The organism is Proteus sp. NMG38-2, from assembly GCF_020640995.1.
GTDB lineage: Bacteria > Pseudomonadota > Gammaproteobacteria > Enterobacterales > Enterobacteriaceae > Proteus.
Genome location: NZ_CP085481.1, coordinates 3,957,061 through 3,983,993, shown reverse-complemented (window position 1 = coordinate 3,983,993; position 26,933 = coordinate 3,957,061). Strand labels below are relative to the sequence as shown.

Below are 26,933 nucleotides of genomic sequence, written 5' to 3'. Positions count from 1 at the left end.
TGTTTATTCCCTTATAATCTAAGCGCTACAGATAATAAACTCTTTATTGTTTGTAGCGCTTTTCTTCTAGAAAAGTAAATCTATCATAAATGATAGAATTTAATTCTATTGAAAAAAGTATTCTCTTTTCACCATTCACTTCCTTATATATTTTTATATTATTAATTCTCATTTTTATAAAAAAATAGATTAAATAGTTATTCATGCTGTTTTGTAACGTAATTTTAACCAAATACGATACAACAAAGCTAAATAGAAAAGATTATCATAGTATATCGTGATAGACAGCACAGTTTATTTGGTGATTTGTTTCAATTGTTATACTTGACTATTATTGTATAACAATAAGTGTTTTGCTTTATTAATCAAATGGTTGTGTGTTTCTTGGGGTTACAATAGAGGGAAGGTTATTATTTACTATGCTCTTTGAACAGATAATCCTACTTTTCTCCTTCAGGGAGAATTATTTTCCAAATCATTTCAGGCTATCACGATTTATAACAACTTTTTTCTCCGTAATATTCCCTATCATTTACCCATAATAAATAACGCCTGCAAAGAATAAGGTTATTTTGATATCGCAACGTTAGATAGAGCTTTTTTACCCCCAAAATTCGTTTTGCTATTAACAATTACAATATAAAAAGTGAGTACTAATATGGAAACGGCTTCCTCAAAAACAGAGACCACAAGCTATCCCGCAACTAGTGCTGGCGCTCGCCGCGCAGGTATGACTGAACAAGAATGGCGTGCGGCTATTAAATTCGACGGCAATGATGTGGGCTGGGTTATCATGAGTATCGGTATGGCTATCGGTGCAGGTATTGTATTTTTACCTGTGCAGGTAGGCCTGATGGGATTATGGGTTTTCCTATTATCTTCGATCATTGGTTATCCAGCTATGTACCTTTTTCAACGCTTATTTATTAATACGTTGGCTGAATCTCCAGAGTGTAAAGACTATCCAAGCGTTATTACCGGCTATCTCGGTAAAAACTGGGGTATTTTATTAGGTGCACTCTACTTTGTGATGTTAGTTATTTGGATGTTTGTTTATTCAACAGCAATCACTAATGACAGTGCTTCTTACTTACAAACATTTGGTGTTACTGAAGGTTTGCTATCAGAAAATCCATTTTATGGTTTGATCCTGATTTGTGCCTTAGTCGCTATCTCTTCTCGTGGTGAACAATTACTGTTTAAAGTATCAAGCTTTATGGTACTGACTAAACTGTTTGTTGTTGCAGCATTAGGGATCTCCATGATTGGTATGTGGCATCTTTATAATGTGGGCGCATTACCACCAGCAGGACGTTTAATTAAAGAAGCTATTATCACTTTACCTTTTACACTGACTTCAATTCTGTTTATCCAAACATTAAGCCCAATGGTTATCTCTTACCGTGGTCGTAATAAAAACCGTGAAGTTGCTCGTCATAAAGCGTTACGTGCAATGAACATCGCTTTCGGTGTGTTGTTCTGTACTGTTTTCTTCTATGCAATCTCATTCACATTAGCAATGGGCCATGATGAAGCCGTTAAAGCCTACGAACAAAATATCTCAGCATTAGCGATTGCGGCGAAATTCTTCCCTGGCGGTTGGGTAACAGTTGTTAGCGTTATGCTCAATATTTTTGCCGTAATGACTGCATTCTTTGGTGTTTATTTAGGTTTCCGTGAAGCGACACAAGGGATTGTGATGAATATTCTGCAACGTTATATCCCTACTGAAAAGATTAACCAAAAATGGGTACAAAACGGCATCATGATTTTCGCCGTACTACTAGCATGGGCAGCCATCATCCTTAATGCGCCAGTATTGAGCTTCACTTCAATTTGTAGCCCAATCTTCGGTATGGTGGGTTGTCTTATCCCTGCATACTTAGTGTACAAAGTACCTATGTTACACAAATACAAAGGTGCGTCACTATACCTGATTATCTTTACCGGTTTACTGCTCGTTATCTCTCCGTTCTTGGCATTCTCATAGTCGCCAACTTCGGTTCTAGTTAGACGTTGTTGTAAAAAACTAAATTAATCCAAGGTGTTAGATTATGAGCAAGAACAAGAATTCTCATTTATGGTCACAGTTCGTTCGCCAGTTACGTGAAGGTGTTAAACCTGCAGTGGGTTGTACAGAGCCAATTTCATTAGCACTGGCAGCGGCAAAAGCAACCGCACTTTTAGGCGAGCCAGCTGTTCGTGTTGAGGCTTGGGTTTCACCAAACTTAATGAAAAATGGAATGGGCGTAACCGTACCTGGAACGGGAATGGCTGGGCTTCCTATTGCAGCCGCACTGGGTGCTACGGGTGGCGATCCTGATGCAGGACTGGAAGTCTTGCTAAAGGCTTCCACGGAAGCAGTTGCTCAAGCTAAAACACTGGTTGCTGAAGGTAAAGTCACAGTTGGTGTGAAAGCACCATGTGAAGATGTTCTTTATTCTGAAGCAAAAGTGTATGGTCAATCTGGTTATGCCATTGTCAGTATTGCAAGAGAGCATACACATGTTGTTCGTTGTGAATGTAATGGTGACGTTGTTTTTGAGGAAGATAAAACAGCGTTTGCCAATAATTGTGAATGTACTGATGAAAAACCTTTTACTGATGTTTGTGCCGAAGATATCTATAACTTCGCACTTAATGTGCCTGTGAATGAAATTGAGTTTATGCTCAATGCTGCCCATTTAAACGGTGCATTATCAGAAGAAGGGCTAAAAAACACCTATGGATTAGCAATTGGCCGTACATTAATTCTGCAACAAGAAAAAGGTTTGTTAGGTAAAGATTTACTTAATGAAATCATGATCAGAGCATCAGCTGCTTCTGATGCTCGCATGGGGGGGGCGGTATTACCTGCAATGAGTAACTCAGGCTCAGGTAATCAAGGGATCGCGGCAACATTACCAGTTATGGTTGTTGCTGAATTTATCCATGCTGATGATGAAACTTTATTGCGTGCGTTAGTTTTATCACACTTAATGGCGATTTATGTCCATAGCCATTTTCCACCGCTTTCTGCTCTTTGTGCTGCAACCACAGCTTCAATGGGGGCAGCGGCAGGAATGGCATGGTTACTGACTAAAGATTTCACCACAGTGAGTATGTCTATCAACAGTATGATTGGTGATATCAGTGGCATTATCTGTGATGGCGCATCAAATAGCTGTGCAATGAAAGTATCGAGTAGTGCAGCGAGTGCTTATAAAGCCGTATTAATGGCGATGCAAAATCAAAGTGTTGCGGGTACTGATGGTATTGTCAGCGATGATGTTGATAGCTCAATTGCAAACCTTTGTGCATTAGCCAGTCGCGCAATGCAATATACGGATATTCAAATTATTGAGATTATGGAAGAAAAAGCACGCCGTAATGCTGGGGAAAAGAAACAGGCTGTCAATATATAAAAGGTCAAAACCTAAAATGACAGTGAAAGTTATGATGTAGTAAAAAGAAATACCTGCTTATGAGAATAGGCAGGTATTTTTTATCACAAAAGAGTGTGAGTAATTTAAATACTTACAGCTGCAAAAGCTTGGGCGATGCGCTGAACATTACCTGTATTGACACCAGCCATACAAACACGACCTGTACCAACAAGATAAATACCAAACTCTTCTCTTAATCTATCAACTTGTGCTTGTGTAAAACCGGTATAACTAAACATGCCACGTTGTGTTAATAAGTGATCAAAGTTCTTTTCGGGTAATGCTACTCTCAAGGCATTAACTAAAGTGACTCTCATCTCTTTAATACGATCACGCATATGTGCCACTTCTTTTTGCCATTGTGCTGTTAGCACTTGGTCTGAGAGCACTTTATTAACAATTTGTGCGCCGTAATTTGCTGGGCTTGAATAGATGCGACGTACACCTGCTTTTAGTTGACCTAACACATGTTCGCATTCAGTGGCATTATTACAAACAATGGATAAACCGCCCGCACGTTCACCGTAGATCCCAAAGATTTTTGAAAACGAATTACTGATAAGTATCGGTAATCCTGCTTTCGCCATAGTACGAATAGCATAAGCATCATCATCTAAGTTTTCAGCAAATCCTTGATAAGCAATATCTAAAAATGGAATTGCTTGGCGAGATTTTAATACTTCGGTAACTTGATCCCATTGATCTTTAGTCAGATCGGAGCCTGTTGGGTTATGGCAACAAGGATGCATCAATACAATGCTTTTTTCAGGCAGTTTTTTAAAGCAATCTAATAGTGCTTCAAATTTTACGCCTTTGGTTTCAGGATCAAAGTAAGGGTAGTCATTCACTTTGAAACCTGAACCAGCAAAAATAGAACGATGATTATCCCAAGTTGGATCACTTATCCACACTTCTGATCCTGGGAAATAGCGATGCAGAAAATCAGCACCCACTTTTAATGCACCTGATCCACCTAATGTTTGGATTGTGGCAATTTTTTTTTCTGCAATTAGAGGATTATCTGCACCGAAAAGGAGATCTTGAATTTCGCTACGATAAGGCGCTAGCCCTTCCATTGGTAAATAAAGTGTTGCTGTGGGTGTCATGGCATTGAGTTGCTGGCGTGCAACTGACACTGTTCCTAAAATAGGGGTTTTGCCTTCTTCATCATAATAAAGACCGATGCTTAAATTAATTTTATCCTGACGCGGGTCTTTGTTATAAACATCCATCAATGAGAGAATGGGATCTCCCGGAAACGCTTCAACCTGTTGAAACACGGCTTCTTCTCCAATCACTTTTAGTGTGTCATAGGGATACAATATCGTGTGTATTATTGTTCGTCTAGGTATTCCATGATGACGCGCGAGGTTAATTTTGTAATCAACTCATAGGCGCTAATACCACTATATTTGGCAATTTCTTCTACGGGCAGCACATCTCCCCATAAAATAGCTTCATCACCAACACTATCAATCAATTCAGTCCCCAAATCGACGCTGATCATATCCATCGAAACACGACCCACAATAGGCACTTTTCGACCATTAATCCACACAGGAGTACCTGACGGCGCACTGCGAGGATAGCCATCACCATAACCAATGGCGATAACGCCAAGATAAGTGTCTTTTTCACTTACCCATGTGCCACCATAACCAACTGGTTCACCCGCTTTATGTTTACGAACGGCGATCAGACTTGTTTTCAGTGTCATTGCCGGGGTTAAACCAAAGTCTTTGCCCGTTCTTTCATCACCAGTCGGAGAGATGCCATAAGTGATAATGCCAGGGCGAACCCATTGATAATGAACTTGAGGCCAAAATAAAATACCAGCAGAAGCTGCGATAGACTTATCACCGGCTTTATCTTGAATGAAATCTTGAAATAGTGAGATTTGTTTTTGTGTTGCTTCAGGAACATCAGGTTCATCAGCGCGACTAAAATGGCTCACAATATTGACAGGTTGTTGTACATTCTTGCAGGCAGAAAGTCGTAAATAAAAAGCTTGTGCATCTTCAGGGCGTATACCTAAACGGTGCATACCAGTATCGATTTTCATCCATACTTTTACGGGTTCATCTAAATTGGCTTGTTCTAAAGCTTCCAATTGCTCTTGGCTGTGAACAACGGTTTCAATATGGTTGACGACCAAAATAGGTAAATCAGCAATATCAAAAAAACCTTCTAATAAGAGGATGGGTTTTACAACTCCCCCACTTCGTAAGGTTAATGCCTCACCAATACGTGCAACACCAAAACAATCAGCATTATCCATTAAGGTATACGCTGTTTCTAATAACCCATGACCATAAGCGTTTGCTTTCACGACAGCTATCAGGTGGCTATGTGGGGCATAGTCTCTCACATGCTGAAAATTGTGACGCAGAGCGCGGCGATCTATCACTGCGGTTGCCGCTTTCATATTATTTCAATACTTCCTCTAATTAAATCAAGGTTAGTGATTATTCATCGTCGTAAGCAGGGCCAGCATAGCTATCAAAGCGCGACCATTGACCGTTAAAGGTAAGTCTGACTGTACCAATTGGACCATTACGTTGTTTACCGATGATAATTTCTGCAACACCTTTTAAATCACTACTTTCGTGATAAACCTCGTCACGATAAATAAACATGATAAGGTCAGCATCCTGCTCGATAGAGCCCGATTCACGTAAGTCGGAGTTAACAGGGCGCTTATCAGCACGTTGTTCCAAACTACGGTTTAACTGTGATAGTGCAACCACGGGAACTTGCAGTTCTTTAGCTAATGCTTTTAATGAACGCGAAATTTCAGCAATTTCTAATGTTCTGTTTTCAGATAATGAAGGTACTCTCATTAGCTGTAGGTAGTCAATCATGATAAGGCTTAAACCGCCATGTTCACGATAAATTCGACGAGCGCGAGAGCGCACTTCCGTTGGTGTTAAACCCGATGAGTCATCAATATACATATTACGTTTTTCAAGCAAGATACCCATGGTGCTTGAAATACGCGCCCAATCCTCATCATCAAGCTGGCCTGTACGAATTTTTGTCTGATCGACACGAGATAATGATGCCAACATACGCATCATAATTTGGTTACCAGGCATCTCTAAACTAAAGATAAGTACGGGTTTTTCTTCTGTCATTGCCGCATTTTCACATAAGTTCATGGCAAATGTGGTTTTACCCATCGAAGGACGTGCCGCGACAATAATTAAATCTGATTTTTGTAATCCTGCGGTTTTTTTATCAAGATCTTGATAACCACTTGAAACCCCGGTGACACCATCGTGAGGTTTCTGATAGAGCTGTTCTATTTTTTCAACAGTTTCTTCTAAAATTGCCTCTATTGCTTTCGGGCCTTCATCTTTGTTGGCACGAGTTTCAGCAATTTGGAACACTCTTGATTCAGCAAAATCGAGAAGATCTTCACTGGTGCGTCCTTGAGGATCAAAACCGGCATCCGCGATCTCGTTGGCAACTTTTATCATATCGCGAACAACCGCACGTTCTCGGACAATATCGGCATAAGCGTTGATGTTCGCCGCACTTGGCGTATTTTTAGAAAGTTCTGCTAAATAAGCAAAACCGCCAACACTGTCTAACTCGGCATTTTGCTCTAATGCTTCTGATAGTGTAATTAGGTCAATAGGTTTACCTAATTCCAGCAAGCGTTGCATTTGCGAGAAAATAGTACGATGAGGTCGGCTATAAAAATCTTCTGAGGTAACACGCTCAGAAACATTATCCCAACGTTCATTATCTATCATCAGACCGCCTAACACGGACTGTTCTGCTTCCAGCGAATGGGGAGGTAGCTTTAATCCCTCCATTTGTCGGTCTTTGATATCAGACATCAGTTTGTCAGTGGTCTTATTTCTGGCCATAAATCCTGCATAAAATCGAAAAAGTGTCAGTCAGTGTATGAGAGCGAGTTGATCTTCCCTGTTTATTTTTACAGCAAAAAAAGATCAATTCGTTCTAGTATACGCTAACCCAATTATCTGTGCCTTGTAGAAATAGCTATCCTTTGTCATTATCTCTAAAGGTCTTTTGCGCTCGTTTATTTAACCTCTCATCCTACAAAGGAGATAGTAATGGCTAAACGTATTCAATTTGCAACTCATGGCGATGCAGATGTTCTTGAGTTAGCAACATTTACACCTGCTCCTCTTGGTGATCACGAAGTTCAGGTTGCCAATAAGGCAATTGGTATTAACTATATTGATACTTATGTGCGTAGTGGGTTATATCCTGTAAGCCAATTTCCAAGCGGATTAGGCACTGAAGCTGCGGGCATTATTATCAAAACAGGCGCTAAAGTGACTTCACTAAAAGAAGGGGACCGAGTTGTGTACGCTCAATCTCCGCTAGGGGCTTATAGCGATACGCATAATGTACCAGAAAATAAAGTGGCGCGTCTGCCTGATAATATCTCATTTGAACAAGCCGCAGCTTCTTTTCTAAAAGGATTAACGGTTTATTATCTTTTCAATGAGACCTATAAATTACAAGCGGGTGAAACCTTTTTATTCCACGCAGCAGCTGGTGGCGTTGGTTTAATTGCAAGTCAATGGGCTAAAGCCATTGGTGCAAAAATGATAGGTACAGCAGGCAGTGATGCAAAGGTTGCTAGAGCAAAAGCCGCTGGTGCATGGGAAGTGATTAACTACCAAACAGAATCAATAGTTGAACGTGTATTAGCGTTGACTAATAATCGAAAAGTGCCAGTTGTTTATGATTCTGTTGGTAAAGCGACTTGGTTAGACTCGTTAGACTGTTTGCAACATCGAGGTTTAATGGTGAGTTTTGGTAACGCATCAGGTGCAGTAACGGGTGTTGATTTAGGTATTCTGAATAAAAAAGGTTCTTTATATGTGACGCGCCCATCCATTTCGGGTTATATCACAACACGCGAAGAGCTAGATGCTGCAAGTGACGCGCTATTTGCATTAATTGGTAGCGGTAAAATTGATGTCAGCGTGCCAGATAATCAGAAATTTGCATTAGCGGATGCAAAAGAAGCACATTGTTATCTTGAAAGCCGACAATCTCAAGGTTCAAGCCTACTTATTCCTTAATTATTGTTTGTAAGATTTAAAACCTGTTTAAAATAATTTAGACAGGTTTTAAATATTTATTTTTTAATTATTTTTCAGTCACAAATTTAAGGGCATTATCTAATACAGATAAATCAGCACCTTGCTTATGAGCATTTTCACTTAAATGACGACGCCATTGTCTAGCGCCTGGAATTCCTTGAAAAATCCCCAACATATGACGAGTCACATGTCCTAAATAAGTACCTTGTGAGAGTTCTTTTTCAATATAAGGATACATTGCTTTTACGGCAGCAACTGCATCAGCAATAGGCAATTGATTATCAAAAAGTTCATGATCAACATGCGCTAAGATTGACGGGTTTTGATAAGCCTCACGGCCAACCATAACACCATCCATATATTTTAAGTGTTCCTTAGCTTCTTCTAACGATTTAATTCCGCCATTAATCGCCATGGTGAGATGCGAGAAATCACGTTTTAATTGATAAACACGGGGATAATCTAAAGGAGGAACTTCACGGTTTTCCTTTGGACTTAAACCTGATAGCCATGCTTTACGAGCATGAATTATAAAAGTATCGCAATTATTATCGCGACTAACAGTATCAATAAAGTCACATAAAAATTCGTAGCTATCTTGGTCATCGATCCCAATGCGCGTTTTTACTGTGACAGGGATATCAACCACATCACGCATCGCTTTCACACAATCTGCGACGAGTTGTGCATCTCCCATTAAACAAGCACCGAATCGCCCATTTTGTACGCGATCTGAAGGACAACCTACATTTAAATTAATTTCATCATAGCCACGCTCTTGTGCCAATTTTGCACATTGCGCTAAAGCTTGAGGATCGCTTCCGCCCAATTGTAATGAAACGGGATGTTCTTCTTCACTGTATTTTAGATAGTCGCCTTTACCATGAATAATGGCACCTGTTGTGACCATTTCAGTATAAAGTAACGTATTTTTACTTAATTGACGAAAGAAATAACGACAATGACGATCAGTCCAGTCGAGCATTGGCGCAACAGAGAAGCGGTTTAGTGGGTAATTGCCTTGAATTCCCTGTGTTTGCTTGTTTTCTAGTGTTTTATCAGTTGGTGTGTTTTCGTGCATTATAACCCATTTTAGTGTAATTTCTTGTTATCAGGACACCAGTGAGAACACCAAATTTTGGTGTCTTGCTGAGAGTGAGAGAGGATTTCTATTTAGTTAATCTTCTTTGAGTTAGCTTAATTATATAAAGAAAGAAATAATTGTCTCTATCTTATTTAACTGTTGTTGGTTGCCTTACTGAATAAAATCATCAACCCTTTTAGGTAACGCTTTCATTTAGTGAGAGTTATATTTTTCACCAGACTCGTGAGAACCCAAAATATCATCATGATCAAGCATGGATCGTAGAGAAGCAATGCGATAAATTTCTTTATTTTTATGATTTCGAAAATGAATAGCAAAAAAATAAAATAGGAAAATATAATGCCAACAGAAAAAAAAGCATTACCTTATTTCAAATATCATCCTGAACCGATAAAAACAGGTGCTTTTATTACAGATGATACCGTTATATGTGATTGTTGTGGAAAGGAAACGGATATCTATTATGGTAGCCCTTTCTACTCAGAAGGAGATATTGATGCACTATGCCCGTGGTGTATTGCTGATGGTTCTGCAAGTGAAAAGTTTGATGGTGAATTTCAAGATATTGCAAGCATTGAAGGCGGAGAAGTTCTCTATGACGAAGAAGGGGAGTATTGTGGTTCTACTTTACCTCCTATAGATAAAAACAAACTCGATGAATTAACAAAACGAACGCCTGGTTATCATGGCTGGCAACAAGAATATTGGTTAGTACATTGCGATGAACCTTGTGCCTTTATTGATTATGTAGAATGGGACGATATCAAAGATAAATTAGAACAATTTGCTTCTTTAGAACAAGATATTCAAGACATTGGTTTTGAACTTTCTGATTTATCAGAGCGTTTATGGGATGATGGTGGATGCCAAGGTTATTTATTTAAATGTTGTTGTTGTGAAAAGTTACGTCTACATATTGATTTTAGTTAATAAACATCATTCAAATAATATTAAGTCTATTTAAGTCTATTTTTATTAGAGGATAGGCTTGATATTTTTTTATAAAACACTCTATTTATATTATCTCTATTAAAAATGGAAATAGTCACTGCTCAATATTTTACGCTATAAAGCAAAAATAAAAAGAGGAGCATTGAATATGAACATTAAAAGAAAAATCCTTATAAAATTTAAAAATCCTGATTATGATAATAAAAATCTGTCATGTCCTACTTTCCATGAAAAGCATCGTTCTTTATTATCTGATATATCCTTGGTTCCTGTTATTTCTTCTATCCATCAATTACCTCCTAAAAATAATATTAATTCTATTTCAATAAGCTTTAATGACTTAAACAAATACTATTACATTAAATTACCGGATAATAATCAATATTCATTAGAGAATGTCATCAAAATATTAAAACAGCATCCTGATATTGAATATGTGCAATCTGTACCGATACAACCCATTGAACCTCCTAATATTACACCTGATTTTACTCAGTATCAGCAATATTTAGATGATCCAGAAAGAACAGCCAATATTAATAAGATTATAGGATTGGGGATTTTAGGTGCATGGAAACAAGAAGCATATGGCCAAGGTATACAAGTTGCCGATATTGAATGGGATTTCAATCTATCTCATCATGATTTATCAACTGATAATATTACACCATTACTCCCTTTTAATGAAAAAACGAGTCAGGCAGATCACGGTACTGCGGTTGCAGGATTAATAATGGGAAAAAAAGATGGTAAAGGGATCACTGGGCTAGCGTATAAACTCGATATGTTTTATGCCATCTCTGAATTAACTTGTGGACGTATTGATGCGATCATCGCGAGTAAACGCATACTACATGCTGGTGATATTGTTTTATATGAAATGCAGACAATCTGCGAGCATCAAGCTTATGTCCCCGCTGATTATGAAATGCATATTTGGGAAGCGACACGCGCACTAACAGATGCCGGTATTATTGTGATTATGGCTGCTGGTAATGGTGGTGTTGATCTTGATTTACCTGCTTATGAAAGTTACCGCCAACGTCATGACAACAATTCCATACGTGTTGGCGCTGGTTCACCTTATACATTAAATCGCTTACCTTTTTCAACGCATGGTTCACCCATTCATGTACAAGCATGGGGTGAAGATGTTGCAACAGCAGGTTATGGTGATCTCTTTCGAAGTGATGATAATCATACTTATACCGCCAGTTTTAGTGGAACTTCGTCTGCCAGTGCATTGGTGGCGGGGGCTGCTGCCATGATCCAATCCTGGTATAAAGGCAATACAAATAGAGTGTTAACACCAGTACAAATGCGTGATTTATTAATTAGAACAGGTACTTTCCCATTATTAAAGGACAAGATTGGTCCATTACCCAATGTAAATAATGCAATTTTATACTTAAAAAAATTAATAAAATATCATTGAAAAAACAGTTATCGACAAAACACCTTCTACTGTTTGGGAGGTGTTTTCTAATAAATATCATAATGATTAATAAAAACTTTTATTAGAACTACGTGGGTTTTAGAGCCGTTATCATGCTTTAGTTGTCGAAAAAAAGCATTGAACCAGTCAATATCCTTTTCTGTTTTTATAGAAAAATAGGCCAATTAGCTGACTTATAATAGAAAAATTATTTAATCATAAATTTAGTCGATTTATAATATTTATATAGATAAGTAGCATTCTGATTTTATTAATTTTTTACTAGAAAACAAAAAAGCCTGATTTATGAGGAAAAACTTAAATATGAATAGTTTTTCACTGTTTATGCGCCTTTTTGCTTTCAATTTCGCGCCACTGCGTTTATCATTTTCCGCTTGTACTATACATACGGCGTTGCTGGTTTTGGGCTTCTGTGGAGCATAATGCTCCGGCAGCTCACACAGTCTTTTCCAGTGGCGGTTCTATCTGCATTATTCTTCGGGATAGAGTATTACCTTAAATGACTGAGAAAACATCTCTGACACCAGTTGTCGAATTAAAATCCTTAAGTAAAGGTTTCGACGGAAAACAAATTATTTCCCGCCTCGATCTCACTATCAACCATGGCGAGTTTTTAACCATCCTTGGTCCTTCGGGCTGTGGTAAGACGACGGTTTTGCGTTTAATTGCGGGTTTAGAAGACGTTGACGATGGGCAAATAATTCTTGATGGGCAAGATATTACGGATATCCCAGCAGAACAACGTTTTGTAAATACGGTTTTCCAAAGTTACGCACTTTTCCCTCATATGACTGTTTTTGAAAACGTCGCATTTGGTCTACGCATGCAAAAAACGCCTGCTGAAGAGATTAATGTTCGCGTTGAAGAAGCCTTGCGTATGGTGCAACTTGAAGATTTCGCCCAACGTCGTCCTGCACACCTTTCTGGTGGACAACAACAACGTGTTGCGATTGCGCGTGCTGTTGTGAATAAACCAAAGGTCTTATTGCTTGATGAATCATTATCTGCACTGGATTACAAATTACGTAAACAGATGCAAAATGAATTAAAAGCCTTACAACGTAAATTAGGAATAACCTTTATTTTCGTGACTCATGACCAAGAAGAGGCGCTGACTATGTCAGACCGGATCGTGGTGATGCGTGAAGGGCGTATTGAGCAAGATGGGACACCACGTGAAATTTATGAAGAGCCAACAAACCTGTTTGTTGCGCAATTTATAGGTGAAATTAATATCTTTGATGCGCGTGTTCTTCATCGTATTGATGAGGCGCGTATTCGTGCCGATGTTGAAGGTCATGAATGTGATATTTATACCTCATTGCCTGTAACTCAAAATCAGCAACTCAAAGTATTGCTTCGACCTGAAGATCTTCGTGTTGAAGAAATTCATGATCTTGAAAACCTTCCTGGTCTGATTGGTTATGTTCGTGAACGTAACTATAAAGGCATGACGCTAGATTCTGTTGTTGAAATGGAAAATGGCAAGGTGGTGATGGTCAGTGAGTTCTTTAATGAAGATGATCCAGATGTTGATCACTCGTTAGACCAAAAAATTGCAGTGACTTGGGTTGAAAGCTGGGAGGTCGTGCTGGCAGATGAAGAAAACACGTAAACTATTTCAAAACATCGTAATTACCGGTGTTGTGGGTTGGTTGATGGTGTTCGTCTTCTTGCCGAATATCATGATCATTGCGACCAGTTTTTTAACGCGTGATGATGCTAACCTTGTCGAGATGGTCTTTACACTCGATAACTACTATCGCTTATTTGATCCTATGTATGCAGAAGTATTATTGCATTCAATCAATATGGCGGTGGTAGCAACATTAGCTTGTTTATTATTAGGTTATCCTTTTGCTTATTTCCTTGCAAAAATGCCTAAGAAAATACAGCCATTAATGTTGTTTTTATTGATTGTGCCTTTTTGGACAAACTCGCTTATTCGTATTTATGGATTAAAGATATTCCTAAGTACTAAAGGTTATTTTAACGAGTTTCTGTTGTGGATTGGGATTATTGATAAACCACTCAGGATTATTTATACCCCAGAGGCCGTTGTACTGGGACTGGTTTATATTTTATTACCTTTTATGGTACTACCGTTATATTCCAGCATTGAAAAGTTAGATAAACCTTGCTTAGAAGCAGCGCGCGATTTGGGTGCTAATAAATTTCAGACCTTTATCCGTATTATTATTCCATTAACGATGCCGGGCATTATTGCGGGTTGTTTGCTCGTAATGTTACCTGCCATGGGCTTATTCTTTGTTGCTGATTTAATGGGTGGGGCGAAGAATTTATTAATTGGTAACGTAATAAAAAGCCAATTCTTAAATATTCGTGATTGGCCTTTCGGTGCGGCAACTAGTATTTGCTTAACATTGGTGATGGGATTAATGCTGTTTGTGTATTACCGAGCCGTGAAGCTACTGCATAAGAAGGTAGAAATAGAATGATAGGACGGTTATTGCGTGGTGGATTTATGTCCATTATTTACGCGTATCTTTATATCCCGATTATCATTCTGATAGTTAACTCTTTTAACTCATCGCGTTTCGGGATTAATTGGAAAGGATTTACCACAGATTGGTACGCCATTTTATTTAATAATGACAGCCTGCTTCAAGCGGCTGGACATTCATTAACGATGGCGGTCACTTCTGCAACATTTGCGACATTGATTGGCTCATTAGCGGCGGTTGCACTCTATCGCTACCGTTTTCGTGGCAAAAAATTTGTCGGTGGTATGTTGTTTGTTGTCATGATGTCACCTGATATTGTAATGGCAATTTCATTACTTGTGCTGTTTATGATCCTTGGTGTTTCATTGGGATTTTGGTCGCTTTTATTTTCACATATTACATTTTGCTTACCTTTTGTTGTAGTAACGGTGTACTCACGATTAAGTGGATTTGATGTGAAAATGTTGGAGGCTGCCAAAGATTTAGGCGCGGGTGAATTTACTATTTTACGTAAAATCATTATGCCATTAGCCATGCCAGCAGTGGCTTCAGGTTGGTTATTAAGCTTTACGTTATCCATGGATGACGTGGTGGTTTCTTCTTTTGTGACGGGACCAAGCTATGAGATTTTACCATTGAAAATATACTCAATGGTGAAAGTTGGGGTTTCACCTGAGGTGAATGCGCTTGCAACCATCCTTTTAGGTCTATCCTTAGTATTAGTGTTAATTAGTCAGTTAATCTTAAGAGACCGAACTGGCAAAGCATAATGACATGTATTAGTGCGAGTTTCTCGCACTTTTTGGGGTCTTGATGACCAATCTGTTGGAGGTAGGCTAGCTGCCTATTTGATATTAACGCATCAACCACTGAAGGAAACATAAATGAAAAAGTGGTCCTCTGTACTTGCTGCCAGCGTAATGGCATTAAGTATCGGCACAGCATCGGCTGATGATGGTAAGACATTATATTTCTACAACTGGACGGAGTATGTGCCGCCTGGTTTGCTTGAACAGTTTACGAAAGAAACTGGGATTAAGGTGATTTATTCCACCTATGAATCCAATGAGAGCATGTATACCAAGTTAAAGACCTATAAAGAAGGTGCTTATGATTTGGTGGTTCCTTCCACTTATTTTATTTCTAAAATGAGCCATGAAGGAATGCTGCAAAAAATCGACAAATCAAAATTAACGCATTTTGATAATCTCGATCCTAGCTTATTACATAAGTCATTCGACCCAGAAAATGATTATTCCATCCCTTATATTTGGGGTGCGACCGCTATTGGTATTAATAGTGATGAAGTTGATGTGAGTAGCATTACTTCATGGGCTGATTTATGGAAACCTGAATATAAAGATAGTTTGTTATTAACGGATGATGCTCGTGAAGTTTTCCAAATAGCATTATTAAAACTAGGTTATTCAGGCAACACGACCGATCCTAAAGAGATAGAAGAAGCCTACAAAGAGCTACAGAAGCTGATGCCAAATGTGTTGGCTTTCAACTCAGATAACCCAGCTAATCCTTATATGCAAGGGGAAGTTAATTTAGGGATGATTTGGAATGGCTCTGCATTTATTGCTCGTGATGCTGGTGCGCCGATTGAAATGGTGTGGCCAAAAGAGGGCGGTATTTTCTGGATGGATAGCTTAGCTATTCCTGCTAATGCTAAGAATGTCGAAGGAGCTCATAAACTTATCGATTTCTTATTACGCCCAGAAATAGCAGCCAAAGTGGCGGAAAATATTGGTTATCCGACACCAAATCTAGCCGCACAAAAATTACTGCCAAATGTGATCACTAAAGATAATTCTCTTTATCCAACAGAAGAGATTATTAACAAAGGTGAATGGCAAAATGATGTGGGTGATGCAACCGTATTATACGAAAGCTATTACCAAAAATTAAAAGCTGGACGCTAATCGCGTTTGAGTATAGTTCTGAGCCACCTTTAAGGTGGCTTTTTTATGGTGAAAAAAACGCATTTTTATTTAAGGATATAAGTTGAATTTATTTGTTGAAAGCGTAAAGGTAATTAACACTTTTTATTAGTGAGTGAATAAACTTAATTGAAGGCACAAAATGATATCTAGCGCATCAAAAGGGACGTTATATGGCATCGTTGCTATTTTTCTTTGGAGCACTATTGTTGGTTTAATTCGTAATATCAGTGAATATTTTGGCCCTGTTGGAGGTGCCGCACTGATTTATACCACAGGAACCGTGTTTCTTATTTTGATCTTAGGTGTACCTAAACTATCACTTTTTCCTAAACGTTATCTTTTTTGGGGAGCGCTATTATTTGTTACTTATGAAGTGTGTTTATCCTTGGCATTAGGATTTGCAACAGATAGAACACAAGCCATAGAGCTAGGAATGGTGAATTATTTATGGCCTAGTTTTACCTTAGCGCTTGCTGTCATAGTTAATAAACAGCGATTCTCTATTTTACTGATCGTAGGATTATTATGTTCATTTAGTGGATTAGTCTGGGTTGTTAGTGGGGATAATCCTCTAACCATCGAAGGCTTATGGAAAAATATCCAAAGCAATCCATTAAGCTATATATTGGCGTTTTCAGGTGCCATTTTATGGGCGTTTTATAGCAATTTAACTCGTCTTATTTCTGGTGGGAATAATGGTATTGTGCCTTTTTTCTTATTAACGTCACTTGCGTTATGGGGGCAATACCTATTTTCAACGCCAGTTGAATGGATTATTAATACAAAAAGTATCACGCTTTTGTTAATCACGGGTGCAGCAATTGGGCTTGCTAATGCAGCATGGACAATCGGTATGATCAGAGGCAATGTGACTTTGTTAGCCACACTTTCCTATTTTACCCCTGTTATTTCTACTGCATTTTCCTCAATATTATTGTCTACCGCACTTTCTTTCTCATTTTGGCAGGGTGTAATGATGGTAACTGGTGGCTCTTTAATTTGCTGGTTAGCGACTCGTCAAAAAAAGATAAAAGTGATAAAAACAATAAAATAGAGAGAAAAACAAGATCCTTAACTCAAATATCACAGTGAAAAGCGGCGTTTTGCATTATTGGCGGTATGGTACTTTGGTCGTATTAATCTAAGTTGAAATTTTTTCACTATACGACAGAGACGATATGCGCTTATTTATATGACTTATATACTAAGAATGCTTACTTTGATTTAAGTTATTTAAAATATAAGTAATACGATAAGAACAAATGCAACAAAAAGGGATTGCTATGAAACTTGAGACACTTTCTGTTCACGCCGGTTATTCACCTGATCCAACTACAAAAGCGGTAGCTGTACCTATTTACCAAACCACATCTTACGCATTTGATGATACACAGCATGGTGCGGATCTCTTCGACTTAAAAGTACCTGGTAATATTTATACCCGCATAATGAATCCAACCAACGACGTATTAGAAAAACGAGTTGCAGCATTAGAAGGCGGGATCGCAGCAGTTGCAGTAGCATCGGGTATGGCTGCTATTACTTACGCTATTCAAACCATTGCCCAAGTGGGTGACAATATTGTTTCTGTCGCTAAACTTTATGGTGGTACTTATAATTTAATGGCGCACACTTTCCCTCGTATTGGTATTGAAGCGCGTTTTGCTCCCCATGATGATATTGCTGCATTAGAAGCATTAATTGACGATAAAACAAAAGCGGTATTTTGTGAAACCATCACAAATCCAAGTGGAAATATTGTAGATATTCAAGCATTGGCTGATGTTGCTCACCGTCATGGTGTACCTTTAATTGTTGATAATACGGTTGCAACACCTTATTTGTGTCGTCCTTTTGAACATGGCGCAGATATTATTATTCACTCGTTAACTAAATATATTGGCGGTCACGGTAATTCAATTGGTGGTATTGTTGTTGACTCTGGTAAATTCCCTTGGGCAGAACACAAAACACGTTTTGAAATATTAAATACGCCAGATGTTTCTTATCACGGAGTAAATTATGTTGAGCATTTTGGTGCGGCTGCCTATATTGCTCGTTGTCGTGTTGCTCCTTTGCGTGGAACGGGGGCAGCACTATCCCCCTTTAATGCATTTTTGATCTTACAAGGCTTAGAAACACTGGCACTGCGTATGGATCGTCATACTGAAAATGCGCAGAAAGTGGCAGAATATCTGCAAAATCATCCTCAAGTGGTATGGGTTAAATACGCAGGTTTAAGCAATCATCCTGAACATGATTTAGCGGTACGTTATATGACGGGTAAACCAGCAGGTATCCTCTCTTTTGGGATCAAAGGTGGTGCAGAAGCTGGCGCTAGATTTATTGATGCATTACAACTAATTGTTCGCCTTGTAAATATTGGTGATGCAAAATCATTAGCATGTCATCCAGCATCAACCACACATCGCCAATTAAACGATGAAGAATTAGAACGAGCAGGTGTTTCACGAGATTTGATTCGTTTATCCATTGGTATTGAACATATAGACGATATTCTTGCAGATTTAGAACAGGCATTAAAAGCCAGCATTTAATTGATTTTTATTAATAAGAAACCACTGTTAAATGACGGTGGTTTTTTTATATTTAAAATATAATGTTTATTAATAATACTCATTCTAAAAATTAACTTTATTAGTTCATAGGGAGTATTTAATGAGTATTATCGATTCTGTTAGAACGTCGTTTTCACAAATAAAAGCAACAATAGATAATCTAGATTTAAAAAATAAAATTATGGATTTTTTTTATTACATTGGTTCGAGTATAACAGGATTATTTAATAACAATGTTGAATACCGACATCCTGTTATAGCACGCTATATTCGTAATGATTCTTTTAATGCTCCAAAGCATTCAACATATGAAATGCTAAGAGAAAGTGCTCTTAATATTCAGAATGAAAAAAAATTAGCAATAAATAATGAATTTAACAAAGATGAACCTATATATGAAGAGGTTAATAATATTTTTATTGATAATGGTGTTAGAGACAAAAAAACAAGTGATACGACTACTCAGAGTGAAGAAAATAAAGAACATATTTATGCAACAATAGATTTTAAAAGAAAAAGATCTTATTTGGATAAAATAATAAATAATGAATTTAACAAAGATGAACCTATATATGAAGAGGTTAATAATATTTTTATTGATAATGGTGTTAGAGACAAAAAAACAAGTGATACGACTACTCAGAGTGAAAAAAATAAAGAACATATTTATGCAACAATAGATTTTAAAAGAAAAAGATCTTATTTGGATAAAATAATAAATCAGGCAATTGACGAAATAAAAACTAATTTTTCTTCGATAAAATAGTTTCTTATTAAAATAAAGAAATTAATAAATATTGATTTCTTTATTTTTTCCTAAGCTATCATTTTTAATAAAAAACTAGATCCACATTTGTTTTTTTGATAAAAATCAAACTTATATTATTTTATTTTTTTTAGTTTATTACTTAGATCAATTTTATAAAATAATTTTAATTTTTTAAATCAATTTTAATTGAAAATAAAGGAATGTGAAGTCAACTGCATTATTTACATATAATAAGCATCAGTCGAAATCAGATTGATTTTGATCAATAAGGAACATACCGACTGGTCGGTATTATCCTATGCATGAATACGACTGCACATCACCGAAAAAAAGATCCTATCCGAGTTCAAGAGCAATTATTGGAAGCGGCAAGTGTTATTGTGGCTAATGAGGGAATAGCCTCTCTTTCTTTAAATGCCGTAGCAAAAGAAGCGGGTGTAAGTAAAGGTGGGTTACTTCATCATTTCCCTGGGAAATTAGAATTAGTGCAGGCAGTGTTTAAGCGGTTATTAGGAATTATGGATAGCCGAATTGCAGTTATTATGGAAAATGATCCTATTGAAGCAGGGCGTTTTTCTCGCGCATATTTAACTTATATTTCTGATTTAAAACAGTCAGACGAAAGCCGTCAATTAGCCATACTGTCTTTAGCTATGCCAAACGAGCCTATTATGCGTAAATGCTGGCGAGATTGGATGCTAGACCATTTAGCCAAAGGCGATAAATTAGATAATAGTTATTTAGGTACTTTAATTCGTTATGCCGCAGATGGTCTTTGGTTATCTGAATTAACAGAAGGCCCTACTATCTCACAAGAGGAGCGTAGCGCATTAGTCGAAAGATTATCTGAAATGACATTTGACTATATGGCAAACACAGCAAATCAGTAATTTTAATCAGGATGAATGAGGGCACAATGAAATACAAAATAAATGCCTTAATTTATTACGACGCAACGGATGGCGCGATATCATTAGAAAAAGACAGTGTTGATACACATCTTTCTATTACCGCAAATGCGTTACTTTTTTATTTTATTCAGCACCCTGGAGTAGTTAATCGCGATGAAGTATTAAAACGTGTTTGGGATGATAATGGGTTAGTTTCATCAAACAGTAATTTAAACCAATATTTGAGTTTATTACGAAAGACATTTCGCCATTATGGTATTGAAAATATCATTGTTACCATTGCGAAAGGACGATTAGAGTTTAATCCAGATATTTCTGTTGAGTTAATTGATGACTCAACGCTATTGCCTTTAACTCAAATAAATGAAAAAGCGCTTTCTTTAGCTGAAGATGAAAATAAAACAGCAGAGGAAACAACGTCTTTATCTTCAGTTGCCGATCAAACTCCATTAAATATAACACAAACAGAAGTAACACAAAAAAAACAAAAAACAGAAATTTGTTGGTATTTAGCCAGCATTGGTTTTTTATTCGGTGCGGTATTTCTTGCTGTGATCATCTTTTTTAACCAACATCAATCAAAGCCAATTTCACTAACACCATTAACACACAATGATTGTGAATTACTTTCTAATGAAGCCATGATTAATACTGCGGTAAGTGATAATTATGTTCGCAATTTTGATGCGGTAAGAAAGAAGCTTAATTTACAGTGTGTAAAAGGTGAGCGATTTGTTTTCTTTTATGGTGATAAATTACAAACAAATGGATTAGGGCGGGTATTTTTAGCACATTGTGCAAAGAACGAAGATAACCCATTTAGTTATTGCGATAATTACTTTTACTATTCTTGGAAATACTAATGAAAATCTCAGGGAAACTTTTATGTTTTTTATCGGCCCTGATTTTTATCTTGGTCGCCACTTATGCAGCAACAAGATTATTAACGATTAAAAATGAAGGTGTCATGGTTTGCTCAACCAAAGGCATTATGCGTTTTGAAAATATGGAAGATGAAAATGTAAATGGTAATATTCATTTTTCATTTGGTGCCAATGGTAAAGGATCGATTGTTGTTGAAGGCTATACCACCTCAAAACCAGGATGGTTGTATTTACAACGTTATGTGAAATTTGATTATACGACCAAGCGTGTTTCACCGACAGAACGTCACTATTTTGTTAGCCAATGGGATGCTAGTGCATCATCAATTGATGAATCCCCAGATGTTATTTTTGATTATTTTATGCGCGAAATGTCAGATAGTCATGATGGGTTATTTATTAATGCACAAAAGCTTAATGAGAAAACCTTACTATTAAGTTCGCTTAATTCACCTCTCTATATTTGTACCTTAAAACCAGGTAGTAAATTTGATTAACTGATCCTAATTATCTGATCTTGTTTTTATTATAAGGTGGTACATCTGTTTCCACCTTTTCTGTATTCTAAGAGCTAATTTATTACGCTCCATTCTTTTTCGTATATTCACTGTTATTGTGTGATTACTTTCCCTCTTTTACCTTCCTTTGTTGTACAGACTGAAAACTTTCCTTAAACAAGCATAAATGCTTAGTCGTAGGTTTGTGCCTTTCCAGTAAACGCTACTTTTCTCATTTTATTATTCGTGTCGGCCTCGTGTATAGGTATTAGATAAAACGTGACCCTTTCCACTTTTTTATACCTGTTGTAAGGGTTTAGATTAAATAAATACATTATCAATAAAAAAATAGCACGATTTGTATATAGACTTGATTTAGCCTTTTTCAATTATTGATCTTACGTTGAATTATCAGTGATATTCCGCACATCTTTCCCATCGATATGTACTGGCTTTTTGCACCTTTTAAACATCCTCCTAACAAAGTTTATTTGTCTGTTTTTTAATCTGTTTTTTGTGGGGGCTAATAAATTTATAACGATGAAAAAAGTAAATAAACAGCATGGTTAAATAAATAGAGAGATAAAAAACACTAAATATCAGAGTTAAATTCTATATATATCACCATTGTGGATTTATATTTTGTTTTGTTTTTTGCGCGTTATAGTGATTTTGAAACCAAAGTCTGCGTTTAAAAAATCACCACGCAGACACAATGGGCAAACGTAAAAACGTAAACCGTTAAACGGCTTCTCGGAGGAAATGAAAATGGGTGATGCATTAGGTCTGATTGAAACCAAAGGTCTGGTGGCATGTATTGAAGCCGCTGACGCTATGTGTAAAGCCGCGAACGTTGAACTTATTGGCTATGAAAATGTGGGTTCAGGTCTCGTGACTGCGATGGTGAAAGGCGACGTAGGCGCAGTGAAAGCTGCTGTGGATTCAGGTGTGGAGTCAGCACAACGCGTGGGTGAAGTTGTTACATCGCTCGTGATTGCTCGTCCTCACAATGACATCAACAAGATTGTTATCAAACACAAGGCATAGTTTTTGCCTTAGGAGAACGTATGGGTGATGCATTAGGACTTATTGAAACTCAAGGGCTGGTGGCTTGTATTGAAGCTGCAGACGCGATGTGTAAAGCGGCAAATGTTGAGTTAATCGGCTACGAAAATGTGGGTTCAGGTTTAGTGACTGCAATGGTGAAAGGTGATGTAGGTGCCGTTAAAGCCGCTGTGGAATCTGGCTTAGAAGCTGCTCAACGTGTTGGTACTGTTGTGACTTCATTAGTCATCGCTCGTCCACATAACGATATTCAAAAAATCGTTGCCCAGTACAAAGTGACTGAATAACGAAGGAAATAAATATGAAAGAAGCACTAGGTCTAGTTGAAACCAAAGGTCTTGTCGCTTGCATTGAAGCTGCTGATGCAATGTGCAAAGCAGCCAATGTTGAACTGATTGGTTATGAAAACGTCGGTTCAGGTTTAGTGACAGCAATGGTGAAAGGCGATGTCGGTGCAGTAAATGCAGCGGTTGAGTCAGGTGTTGAAGCGGCAAAACGTATCGGCACCGTGGTGACTTCTCGTGTTATTGCAAGACCGCATAACGATATCGAGAAAATCGCACAACAGCATAAAGCCTAATTATTCAGGCGTGCTGTAAAGCAAAGAAATAAGTTATTCAGCTAAATTTTTTAACTCCTGTATGGGGGAAGACATGGTTGCATTAGATAAAGATTTGCAATCCAGACAACTGGCTCGTGAGCTAGTTCGTAACGCGAAAAATGCACAACTTGTTTATGCTAAATTTTCGCAGGAAAAAATCGACAGTATCGTAAAACACATTGCGTTTGAAGCAGCTCGTCACGCAGAAGAGCTGGCAAAAATGGCAAACGAAGAGACAGGCTTTGGTAAGTGGGAAGACAAAGTTCTGAAAAATACCTTCGCGTCATTGCGTGTGTATGAACATATGAAAGACATGAAGACCGTTGGCATTATCAATGACGATAAAGTGAAAAAAGTCATGGATGTTGGCGTGCCTTTAGGTGTTATCACGGCGTTAGTGCCTTCAACTAACCCAACATCAACCATTATCTATAAAACCCTAATTGCACTGAAAGCGGGTAATGCGATTATTTTCTCTCCGCATCCAAATGCAAAACAGTGCAGTTTCCGTGCGTTAGAAATTGTTAAAAAAGCCGCTTTAGAGGCTGGAGCACCAGCAGGTATTGTTGATGGTGTGACATTACTGACACTGGAAGCGACAAAAGAATTAATGCACAGCAAAGATGTGTCATTAATTTTAGCTACTGGTGGCGAAGGTATGGTGCGTGCTGCTTATGCATCAGGTACGCCAACCATCAGTGGTGGCCCAGGTAATGGCCCTGCCTTTATTGAACGCAGTGCAGATATCAAAAAAGCAGTGAGCGATATCATCACCAGTAAAACATTCGACAATGGCGTTATCTGTGCATCAGAGCAATCCATTATCGTTGAACGTTGTATTTATAACGAAGTTCACCGTGAGCTATTAGCGCAAGGTGCTTACTTTATGAATGACGAAGAAGCAACCAAAGTGGCTTCAATGTTGCTGCGTGCTAACGGCACAATTAACCCAGCCGTTGTGGGTAAAGATGCGATTTATTTAAGTCAGCGTGCAGGTTTTAGTGTGCCAGCAAATACGCGTGTATTAATCGCATTACAAGATACCGTTTCACCTAAAAATCCGTATTCACGCGAAAAACTATGCCCAATCTTAGGGATGTATATCGAAGAAGATTGGAAATCAGCGTGCGATCGTGTGGTGCAATTACTGACTAATGAAGGCTTAGGTCATACCTTAGTTATTCATACCAAAAATGAAGATGTTATTCGTCAGTTTTCTCTAGAAAAACCGGTTAACCGTATTCTGATTAATACCCCAGCGGCATTAGGTGGCATCGGTGCAACCACTAATATTACTCCAGCGTTAACCTTAGGCTGTGGGGCTGTAGGTGGCGGTTCTAGCTCTGACAATGTCGGCCCAATGAATTTACTGAATATTCGTAAAGTGGGTTATGGCGTGCGTACCGTCGAAGAGTTAAAACAACCTTGTCCTTTAGCACAAGAAGCTGCTCAACCTGCTGTTTCTGCTTGCTCTGTTTCCAGTGCAAATCACCAGACCAGCATTCTTGATGATGATCGTTTTCGTTCACCTTCTTTAACGCCTGTTCATGCTGAGTGTGCAACTGCACAACGTCAAACTGAAGGTGATGATCGCTTTGGTGCGTCTCCTTATGCAACAACGGTAAGTGCTTGCGCGCAACAAGTGATTGAACAAGGTGATATTACTGAAGAAAACGTGGAACGCATTATCAAGGAAGTTCTCGGACGTCTGAGTAAGTAACTCATTGATATAAGGCGATATAAACCATGATCCTCGCAAAGGTAATCGGACACGTAGTAGCGACACAAAAAAGCCCAGAACTTAAAGGTAGCAATTTATTAATGATTGCCACTTTAGATGATGAGCTTAAGCCACTGAAAAACAAAACTTATGTGGCAGTGGATAGTGTAGGTGCAGGTATCAACGATGTTGTGTTGGCTGAAGAATATTTTGCACTGAACAAAGAACGTTACAAAGCGATGTCAGTGGTTGCCATTGTTGAGAAGGTTTATCGGGACAGTAAGGAGTAATAACGACATGAGTGAGTTTCTGATAAAACCCAAAATTCAGTTTGGCACCAATGCACTGAATTTTCTCTCTGGGTTAACTGCCCGCCGCGCATTTGTGGTGACAGATAAAGCAATGGTGAAGTTTGGCTTTGCAAATAAAGTTACCGATAAATTATTGCAACGGGGTATCGAGTTCCAAGTTTACGATGATGTTGCGTCAGATCCTGATATTTCAGCCATTGTGAGTGGTATGAAAATCATGGATGCCCATTATCCAGATTTGGTTATCGCACTCGGTGGTGGGTCGGTGATTGATGCCGCGAAAGCCGTTATGTACTCCCTCTGGCATACCCGTAAAGAGAGCAACAGAACAAAACCACAATTTATTGCGATCCCAACCACCAGTGGTACAGGTTCGGAAGTGACCTCATTTTCAGTGATTAAGTCACGCAGTGAAAAATTGGTCTTGGTTGATGAGTTTATGTTGCCTGATGTCGCCATTCTCGATCCTGAGTTGGTGAAGTCTGTACCGCCAGCAATTACTGCTGATACGGGAATGGATGTGCTTTGCCATGCACTAGAAGCATATGTTTCTAAAGCTGCTTCTGATTTTTCTGATGCAATGGCAGAGAAAGCCGTCAAGTTAGTGTTTAGCCATCTTATTGATTGCCATCATCAAGGTGACAACTTACTTGCCCGTGAAAAAATGCATAACGCATCTTGCATTGCAGGAATGGCATTTACTAACGCCTCGCTGGGTATTACACACAGTCTTGCTCACGCATTAGGCGGTGTATTTCACGTTCCTCACGGTAGAGCAAATGCGTTATTGATGACGCATGTTATTGCTTTTAATGCGAATTTTCATGGTGATTGTAATAGCGAAGCAGCCAAACGTTACGCCTATCTTGCTCAAAGCCTAGGACTTCCGGCTAATACGGTAAGAGAAGGGGTCACCAGTTTAATCGTCGCTATTAATGTATTGAAAGATGAAATGGGTATGCCGAAGAGTATTCGCGATACCGGTGTCAGTGAAGCGGACTTTTATGCCCGTTTAACGGAAATGGTCGGACAGGCTTTACGAGATAGCTGTACGCCGACAAATCCGCGTGACGTAAACACACACCAATTAGAAACATTGTATCGTCAGGCATTTGCCGGTGTATCACACAGTTAATGCTCAACCGAATTAATACC

General features: G+C 38.2%; 25 protein-coding genes. 21 read left to right on the top strand and 4 right to left on the bottom strand.

The annotated features are described in order from the left end of the window. Positions 1-658: 658 nt before the first annotated feature. Positions 659-1,990 carry an amino acid permease gene (locus LG402_RS18715; RefSeq protein ID WP_166539890.1) on the top strand — a complete coding sequence of 444 codons (1,332 nt, stop codon included), beginning with the start codon at positions 659-661 and terminating at the stop codon, positions 1,988-1,990. A 64-nt stretch (positions 1,991-2,054) separates the two neighbouring features. Continuing rightward, entirely contained in the window at positions 2,055-3,404 is a 1,350-nt protein-coding gene (locus LG402_RS18710; RefSeq protein ID WP_166539891.1) for a serine dehydratase subunit alpha family protein, read from the top strand. Positions 3,405-3,508: 104 nt separating this feature from the next. On the opposite strand, the gene LG402_RS18705 is transcribed toward LG402_RS18710, so the two are convergent. Genes LG402_RS18705 through dnaB form a run of 3 tightly spaced genes read right to left on the bottom strand, consistent with a single transcriptional unit; the run spans position 3,509 to position 7,300 of the window. Then, the gene (locus LG402_RS18705) at positions 3,509-4,705 is read right to left on the bottom strand and encodes an aromatic amino acid transaminase (RefSeq protein WP_166539892.1); all 1,197 of its coding nucleotides are present in this window, start codon (positions 4,703-4,705) and stop codon (positions 3,509-3,511) included. Positions 4,706-4,758: 53 nt separating this feature from the next. Continuing rightward, positions 4,759-5,850, bottom strand: coding sequence for an alanine racemase (alr, locus tag LG402_RS18700; RefSeq protein ID WP_109408441.1), 1,092 nt, complete (start codon positions 5,848-5,850; stop codon positions 4,759-4,761). Positions 5,851-5,890: 40 nt separating this feature from the next. After that, on the bottom strand, positions 5,891-7,300 hold the full coding sequence (dnaB, locus tag LG402_RS18695) for a replicative DNA helicase (protein WP_166539893.1): 1,410 nt from the start codon (positions 7,298-7,300) through the stop codon (positions 5,891-5,893). A 210-nt stretch (positions 7,301-7,510) separates the two neighbouring features. Here dnaB and LG402_RS18690 point away from each other — a divergent pair, with 210 nt between their 5' ends. After that, a complete protein-coding gene (locus LG402_RS18690; RefSeq protein WP_166539894.1) occupies positions 7,511-8,494 on the top strand; it encodes a quinone oxidoreductase in 984 nt (327 codons plus the stop codon). A gap of 67 nt (positions 8,495-8,561) precedes the next feature. Here LG402_RS18690 and dusA read toward each other — a convergent pair whose 3' ends face one another. After that, positions 8,562-9,596, bottom strand: coding sequence for a tRNA dihydrouridine(20/20a) synthase DusA (gene dusA, locus LG402_RS18685; RefSeq protein ID WP_227336117.1), 1,035 nt, complete (start codon positions 9,594-9,596; stop codon positions 8,562-8,564). A gap of 363 nt (positions 9,597-9,959) precedes the next feature. On the opposite strand from dusA, the gene cbrC reads away from it, so the two are divergent. The 18 genes from cbrC (at position 9,960) to LG402_RS18595 (ending at position 26,913) form a co-directional block, all read left to right on the top strand. Beyond that, positions 9,960-10,550: a PF03691 family colicin E2 tolerance protein CbrC gene (gene cbrC, locus LG402_RS18680; RefSeq protein WP_227336116.1), complete on the top strand. Its 591-nt coding sequence runs from the start codon at positions 9,960-9,962 to the stop codon at positions 10,548-10,550. A 169-nt stretch (positions 10,551-10,719) separates the two neighbouring features. Continuing rightward, positions 10,720-12,006, top strand: a complete 1,287-nt coding sequence (locus tag LG402_RS18675; RefSeq protein WP_166539897.1) for a S8 family serine peptidase — start codon at positions 10,720-10,722, stop codon at positions 12,004-12,006. A 520-nt stretch (positions 12,007-12,526) separates the two neighbouring features. Beyond that, positions 12,527-13,642: a spermidine/putrescine ABC transporter ATP-binding protein PotA gene (potA, locus tag LG402_RS18670; protein ID WP_109408434.1), complete on the top strand. Its 1,116-nt coding sequence runs from the start codon at positions 12,527-12,529 to the stop codon at positions 13,640-13,642. Then, positions 13,626-14,486, top strand: a complete 861-nt coding sequence (gene potB / locus LG402_RS18665; protein ID WP_109408433.1) for a spermidine/putrescine ABC transporter permease PotB — start codon at positions 13,626-13,628, stop codon at positions 14,484-14,486. Before potA ends, potB begins: the two co-directional genes overlap by 17 nt. After that, entirely contained in the window at positions 14,483-15,262 is a 780-nt protein-coding gene (potC, locus tag LG402_RS18660) for a spermidine/putrescine ABC transporter permease PotC (protein ID WP_036934543.1), read from the top strand. The genes potB and potC overlap by 4 nt, the downstream gene beginning before the upstream one ends. A gap of 114 nt (positions 15,263-15,376) precedes the next feature. Further along, positions 15,377-16,420, top strand: coding sequence for a spermidine/putrescine ABC transporter substrate-binding protein PotD (gene potD, locus LG402_RS18655; protein ID WP_227336115.1), 1,044 nt, complete (start codon positions 15,377-15,379; stop codon positions 16,418-16,420). A 160-nt stretch (positions 16,421-16,580) separates the two neighbouring features. After that, positions 16,581-17,495 carry an aromatic amino acid DMT transporter YddG gene (yddG, locus tag LG402_RS18650; RefSeq protein ID WP_166539899.1) on the top strand — a complete coding sequence of 305 codons (915 nt, stop codon included), beginning with the start codon at positions 16,581-16,583 and terminating at the stop codon, positions 17,493-17,495. 229 nt (positions 17,496-17,724) lie between these two features. Then, a complete protein-coding gene (locus LG402_RS18645; RefSeq protein WP_109408466.1) occupies positions 17,725-18,999 on the top strand; it encodes a bifunctional O-acetylhomoserine aminocarboxypropyltransferase/cysteine synthase in 1,275 nt (424 codons plus the stop codon). 121 nt (positions 19,000-19,120) lie between these two features. Then, entirely contained in the window at positions 19,121-19,786 is a 666-nt protein-coding gene (locus LG402_RS18640) for a hypothetical protein (RefSeq protein WP_227336114.1), read from the top strand. Positions 19,787-20,091: 305 nt separating this feature from the next. Continuing rightward, positions 20,092-20,679: a TetR/AcrR family transcriptional regulator gene (locus LG402_RS18635; protein WP_088494441.1), complete on the top strand. Its 588-nt coding sequence runs from the start codon at positions 20,092-20,094 to the stop codon at positions 20,677-20,679. Between the two features lie 26 nt (positions 20,680-20,705). Next, entirely contained in the window at positions 20,706-21,563 is an 858-nt protein-coding gene (locus tag LG402_RS18630) for a transcriptional regulator (RefSeq protein ID WP_166539901.1), read from the top strand. Continuing rightward, entirely contained in the window at positions 21,563-22,081 is a 519-nt protein-coding gene (locus tag LG402_RS18625) for a FidL-like protein (protein ID WP_166539902.1), read from the top strand. Before LG402_RS18630 ends, LG402_RS18625 begins: the two co-directional genes overlap by 1 nt. 768 nt (positions 22,082-22,849) lie before the next feature. After that, on the top strand, positions 22,850-23,128 hold the full coding sequence (locus LG402_RS18620; RefSeq protein WP_004249182.1) for a BMC domain-containing protein: 279 nt from the start codon (positions 22,850-22,852) through the stop codon (positions 23,126-23,128). Positions 23,129-23,148: 20 nt separating this feature from the next. Further along, positions 23,149-23,433 (top strand): BMC domain-containing protein, encoded by a 285-nt coding sequence (locus tag LG402_RS18615; protein WP_006536329.1) that lies wholly within the window; start codon positions 23,149-23,151, stop codon positions 23,431-23,433. A gap of 14 nt (positions 23,434-23,447) precedes the next feature. Then, a complete protein-coding gene (locus tag LG402_RS18610) occupies positions 23,448-23,726 on the top strand; it encodes a BMC domain-containing protein (protein ID WP_006536328.1) in 279 nt (92 codons plus the stop codon). A 73-nt stretch (positions 23,727-23,799) separates the two neighbouring features. After that, entirely contained in the window at positions 23,800-25,467 is a 1,668-nt protein-coding gene (locus LG402_RS18605) for an acetaldehyde dehydrogenase (acetylating) (protein ID WP_109408428.1), read from the top strand. A 26-nt stretch (positions 25,468-25,493) separates the two neighbouring features. After that, positions 25,494-25,757 (top strand): EutN/CcmL family microcompartment protein, encoded by a 264-nt coding sequence (locus LG402_RS18600; protein WP_036934514.1) that lies wholly within the window; start codon positions 25,494-25,496, stop codon positions 25,755-25,757. Between the two features lie 7 nt (positions 25,758-25,764). Then, positions 25,765-26,913, top strand: a complete 1,149-nt coding sequence (locus LG402_RS18595; protein WP_166539904.1) for a 1-propanol dehydrogenase PduQ — start codon at positions 25,765-25,767, stop codon at positions 26,911-26,913. Positions 26,914-26,933: the final 20 nt, after the last annotated feature.

Coding starts and splice junctions, on each gene's coding strand:
- LG402_RS18715 (WP_166539890.1), top strand. CDS start 659: ATGGAAACGGCTTCCTCAAAAACAGAGACCACAAGCTATCCCGCAACT.
- LG402_RS18710 (WP_166539891.1), top strand. CDS start 2,055: ATGAGCAAGAACAAGAATTCTCATTTATGGTCACAGTTCGTTCGCCAG.
- alr (WP_109408441.1), bottom strand. CDS start 5,850: ATGAAAGCGGCAACCGCAGTGATAGATCGCCGCGCTCTGCGTCACAAT.
- dnaB (WP_166539893.1), bottom strand. CDS start 7,300: ATGGCCAGAAATAAGACCACTGACAAACTGATGTCTGATATCAAAGAC.
- LG402_RS18690 (WP_166539894.1), top strand. CDS start 7,511: ATGGCTAAACGTATTCAATTTGCAACTCATGGCGATGCAGATGTTCTT.
- dusA (WP_227336117.1), bottom strand. CDS start 9,596: ATGCACGAAAACACACCAACTGATAAAACACTAGAAAACAAGCAAACA.
- cbrC (WP_227336116.1), top strand. CDS start 9,960: ATGCCAACAGAAAAAAAAGCATTACCTTATTTCAAATATCATCCTGAA.
- LG402_RS18675 (WP_166539897.1), top strand. CDS start 10,720: ATGAACATTAAAAGAAAAATCCTTATAAAATTTAAAAATCCTGATTAT.
- potA (WP_109408434.1), top strand. CDS start 12,527: ATGACTGAGAAAACATCTCTGACACCAGTTGTCGAATTAAAATCCTTA.
- potB (WP_109408433.1), top strand. CDS start 13,626: ATGAAGAAAACACGTAAACTATTTCAAAACATCGTAATTACCGGTGTT.
- potC (WP_036934543.1), top strand. CDS start 14,483: ATGATAGGACGGTTATTGCGTGGTGGATTTATGTCCATTATTTACGCG.
- potD (WP_227336115.1), top strand. CDS start 15,377: ATGAAAAAGTGGTCCTCTGTACTTGCTGCCAGCGTAATGGCATTAAGT.
- yddG (WP_166539899.1), top strand. CDS start 16,581: ATGATATCTAGCGCATCAAAAGGGACGTTATATGGCATCGTTGCTATT.
- LG402_RS18645 (WP_109408466.1), top strand. CDS start 17,725: ATGAAACTTGAGACACTTTCTGTTCACGCCGGTTATTCACCTGATCCA.
- LG402_RS18640 (WP_227336114.1), top strand. CDS start 19,121: ATGAGTATTATCGATTCTGTTAGAACGTCGTTTTCACAAATAAAAGCA.
- LG402_RS18635 (WP_088494441.1), top strand. CDS start 20,092: ATGAATACGACTGCACATCACCGAAAAAAAGATCCTATCCGAGTTCAA.
- LG402_RS18630 (WP_166539901.1), top strand. CDS start 20,706: ATGAAATACAAAATAAATGCCTTAATTTATTACGACGCAACGGATGGC.
- LG402_RS18625 (WP_166539902.1), top strand. CDS start 21,563: ATGAAAATCTCAGGGAAACTTTTATGTTTTTTATCGGCCCTGATTTTT.
- LG402_RS18620 (WP_004249182.1), top strand. CDS start 22,850: ATGGGTGATGCATTAGGTCTGATTGAAACCAAAGGTCTGGTGGCATGT.
- LG402_RS18615 (WP_006536329.1), top strand. CDS start 23,149: ATGGGTGATGCATTAGGACTTATTGAAACTCAAGGGCTGGTGGCTTGT.
- LG402_RS18610 (WP_006536328.1), top strand. CDS start 23,448: ATGAAAGAAGCACTAGGTCTAGTTGAAACCAAAGGTCTTGTCGCTTGC.
- LG402_RS18605 (WP_109408428.1), top strand. CDS start 23,800: ATGGTTGCATTAGATAAAGATTTGCAATCCAGACAACTGGCTCGTGAG.
- LG402_RS18600 (WP_036934514.1), top strand. CDS start 25,494: ATGATCCTCGCAAAGGTAATCGGACACGTAGTAGCGACACAAAAAAGC.
- LG402_RS18595 (WP_166539904.1), top strand. CDS start 25,765: ATGAGTGAGTTTCTGATAAAACCCAAAATTCAGTTTGGCACCAATGCA.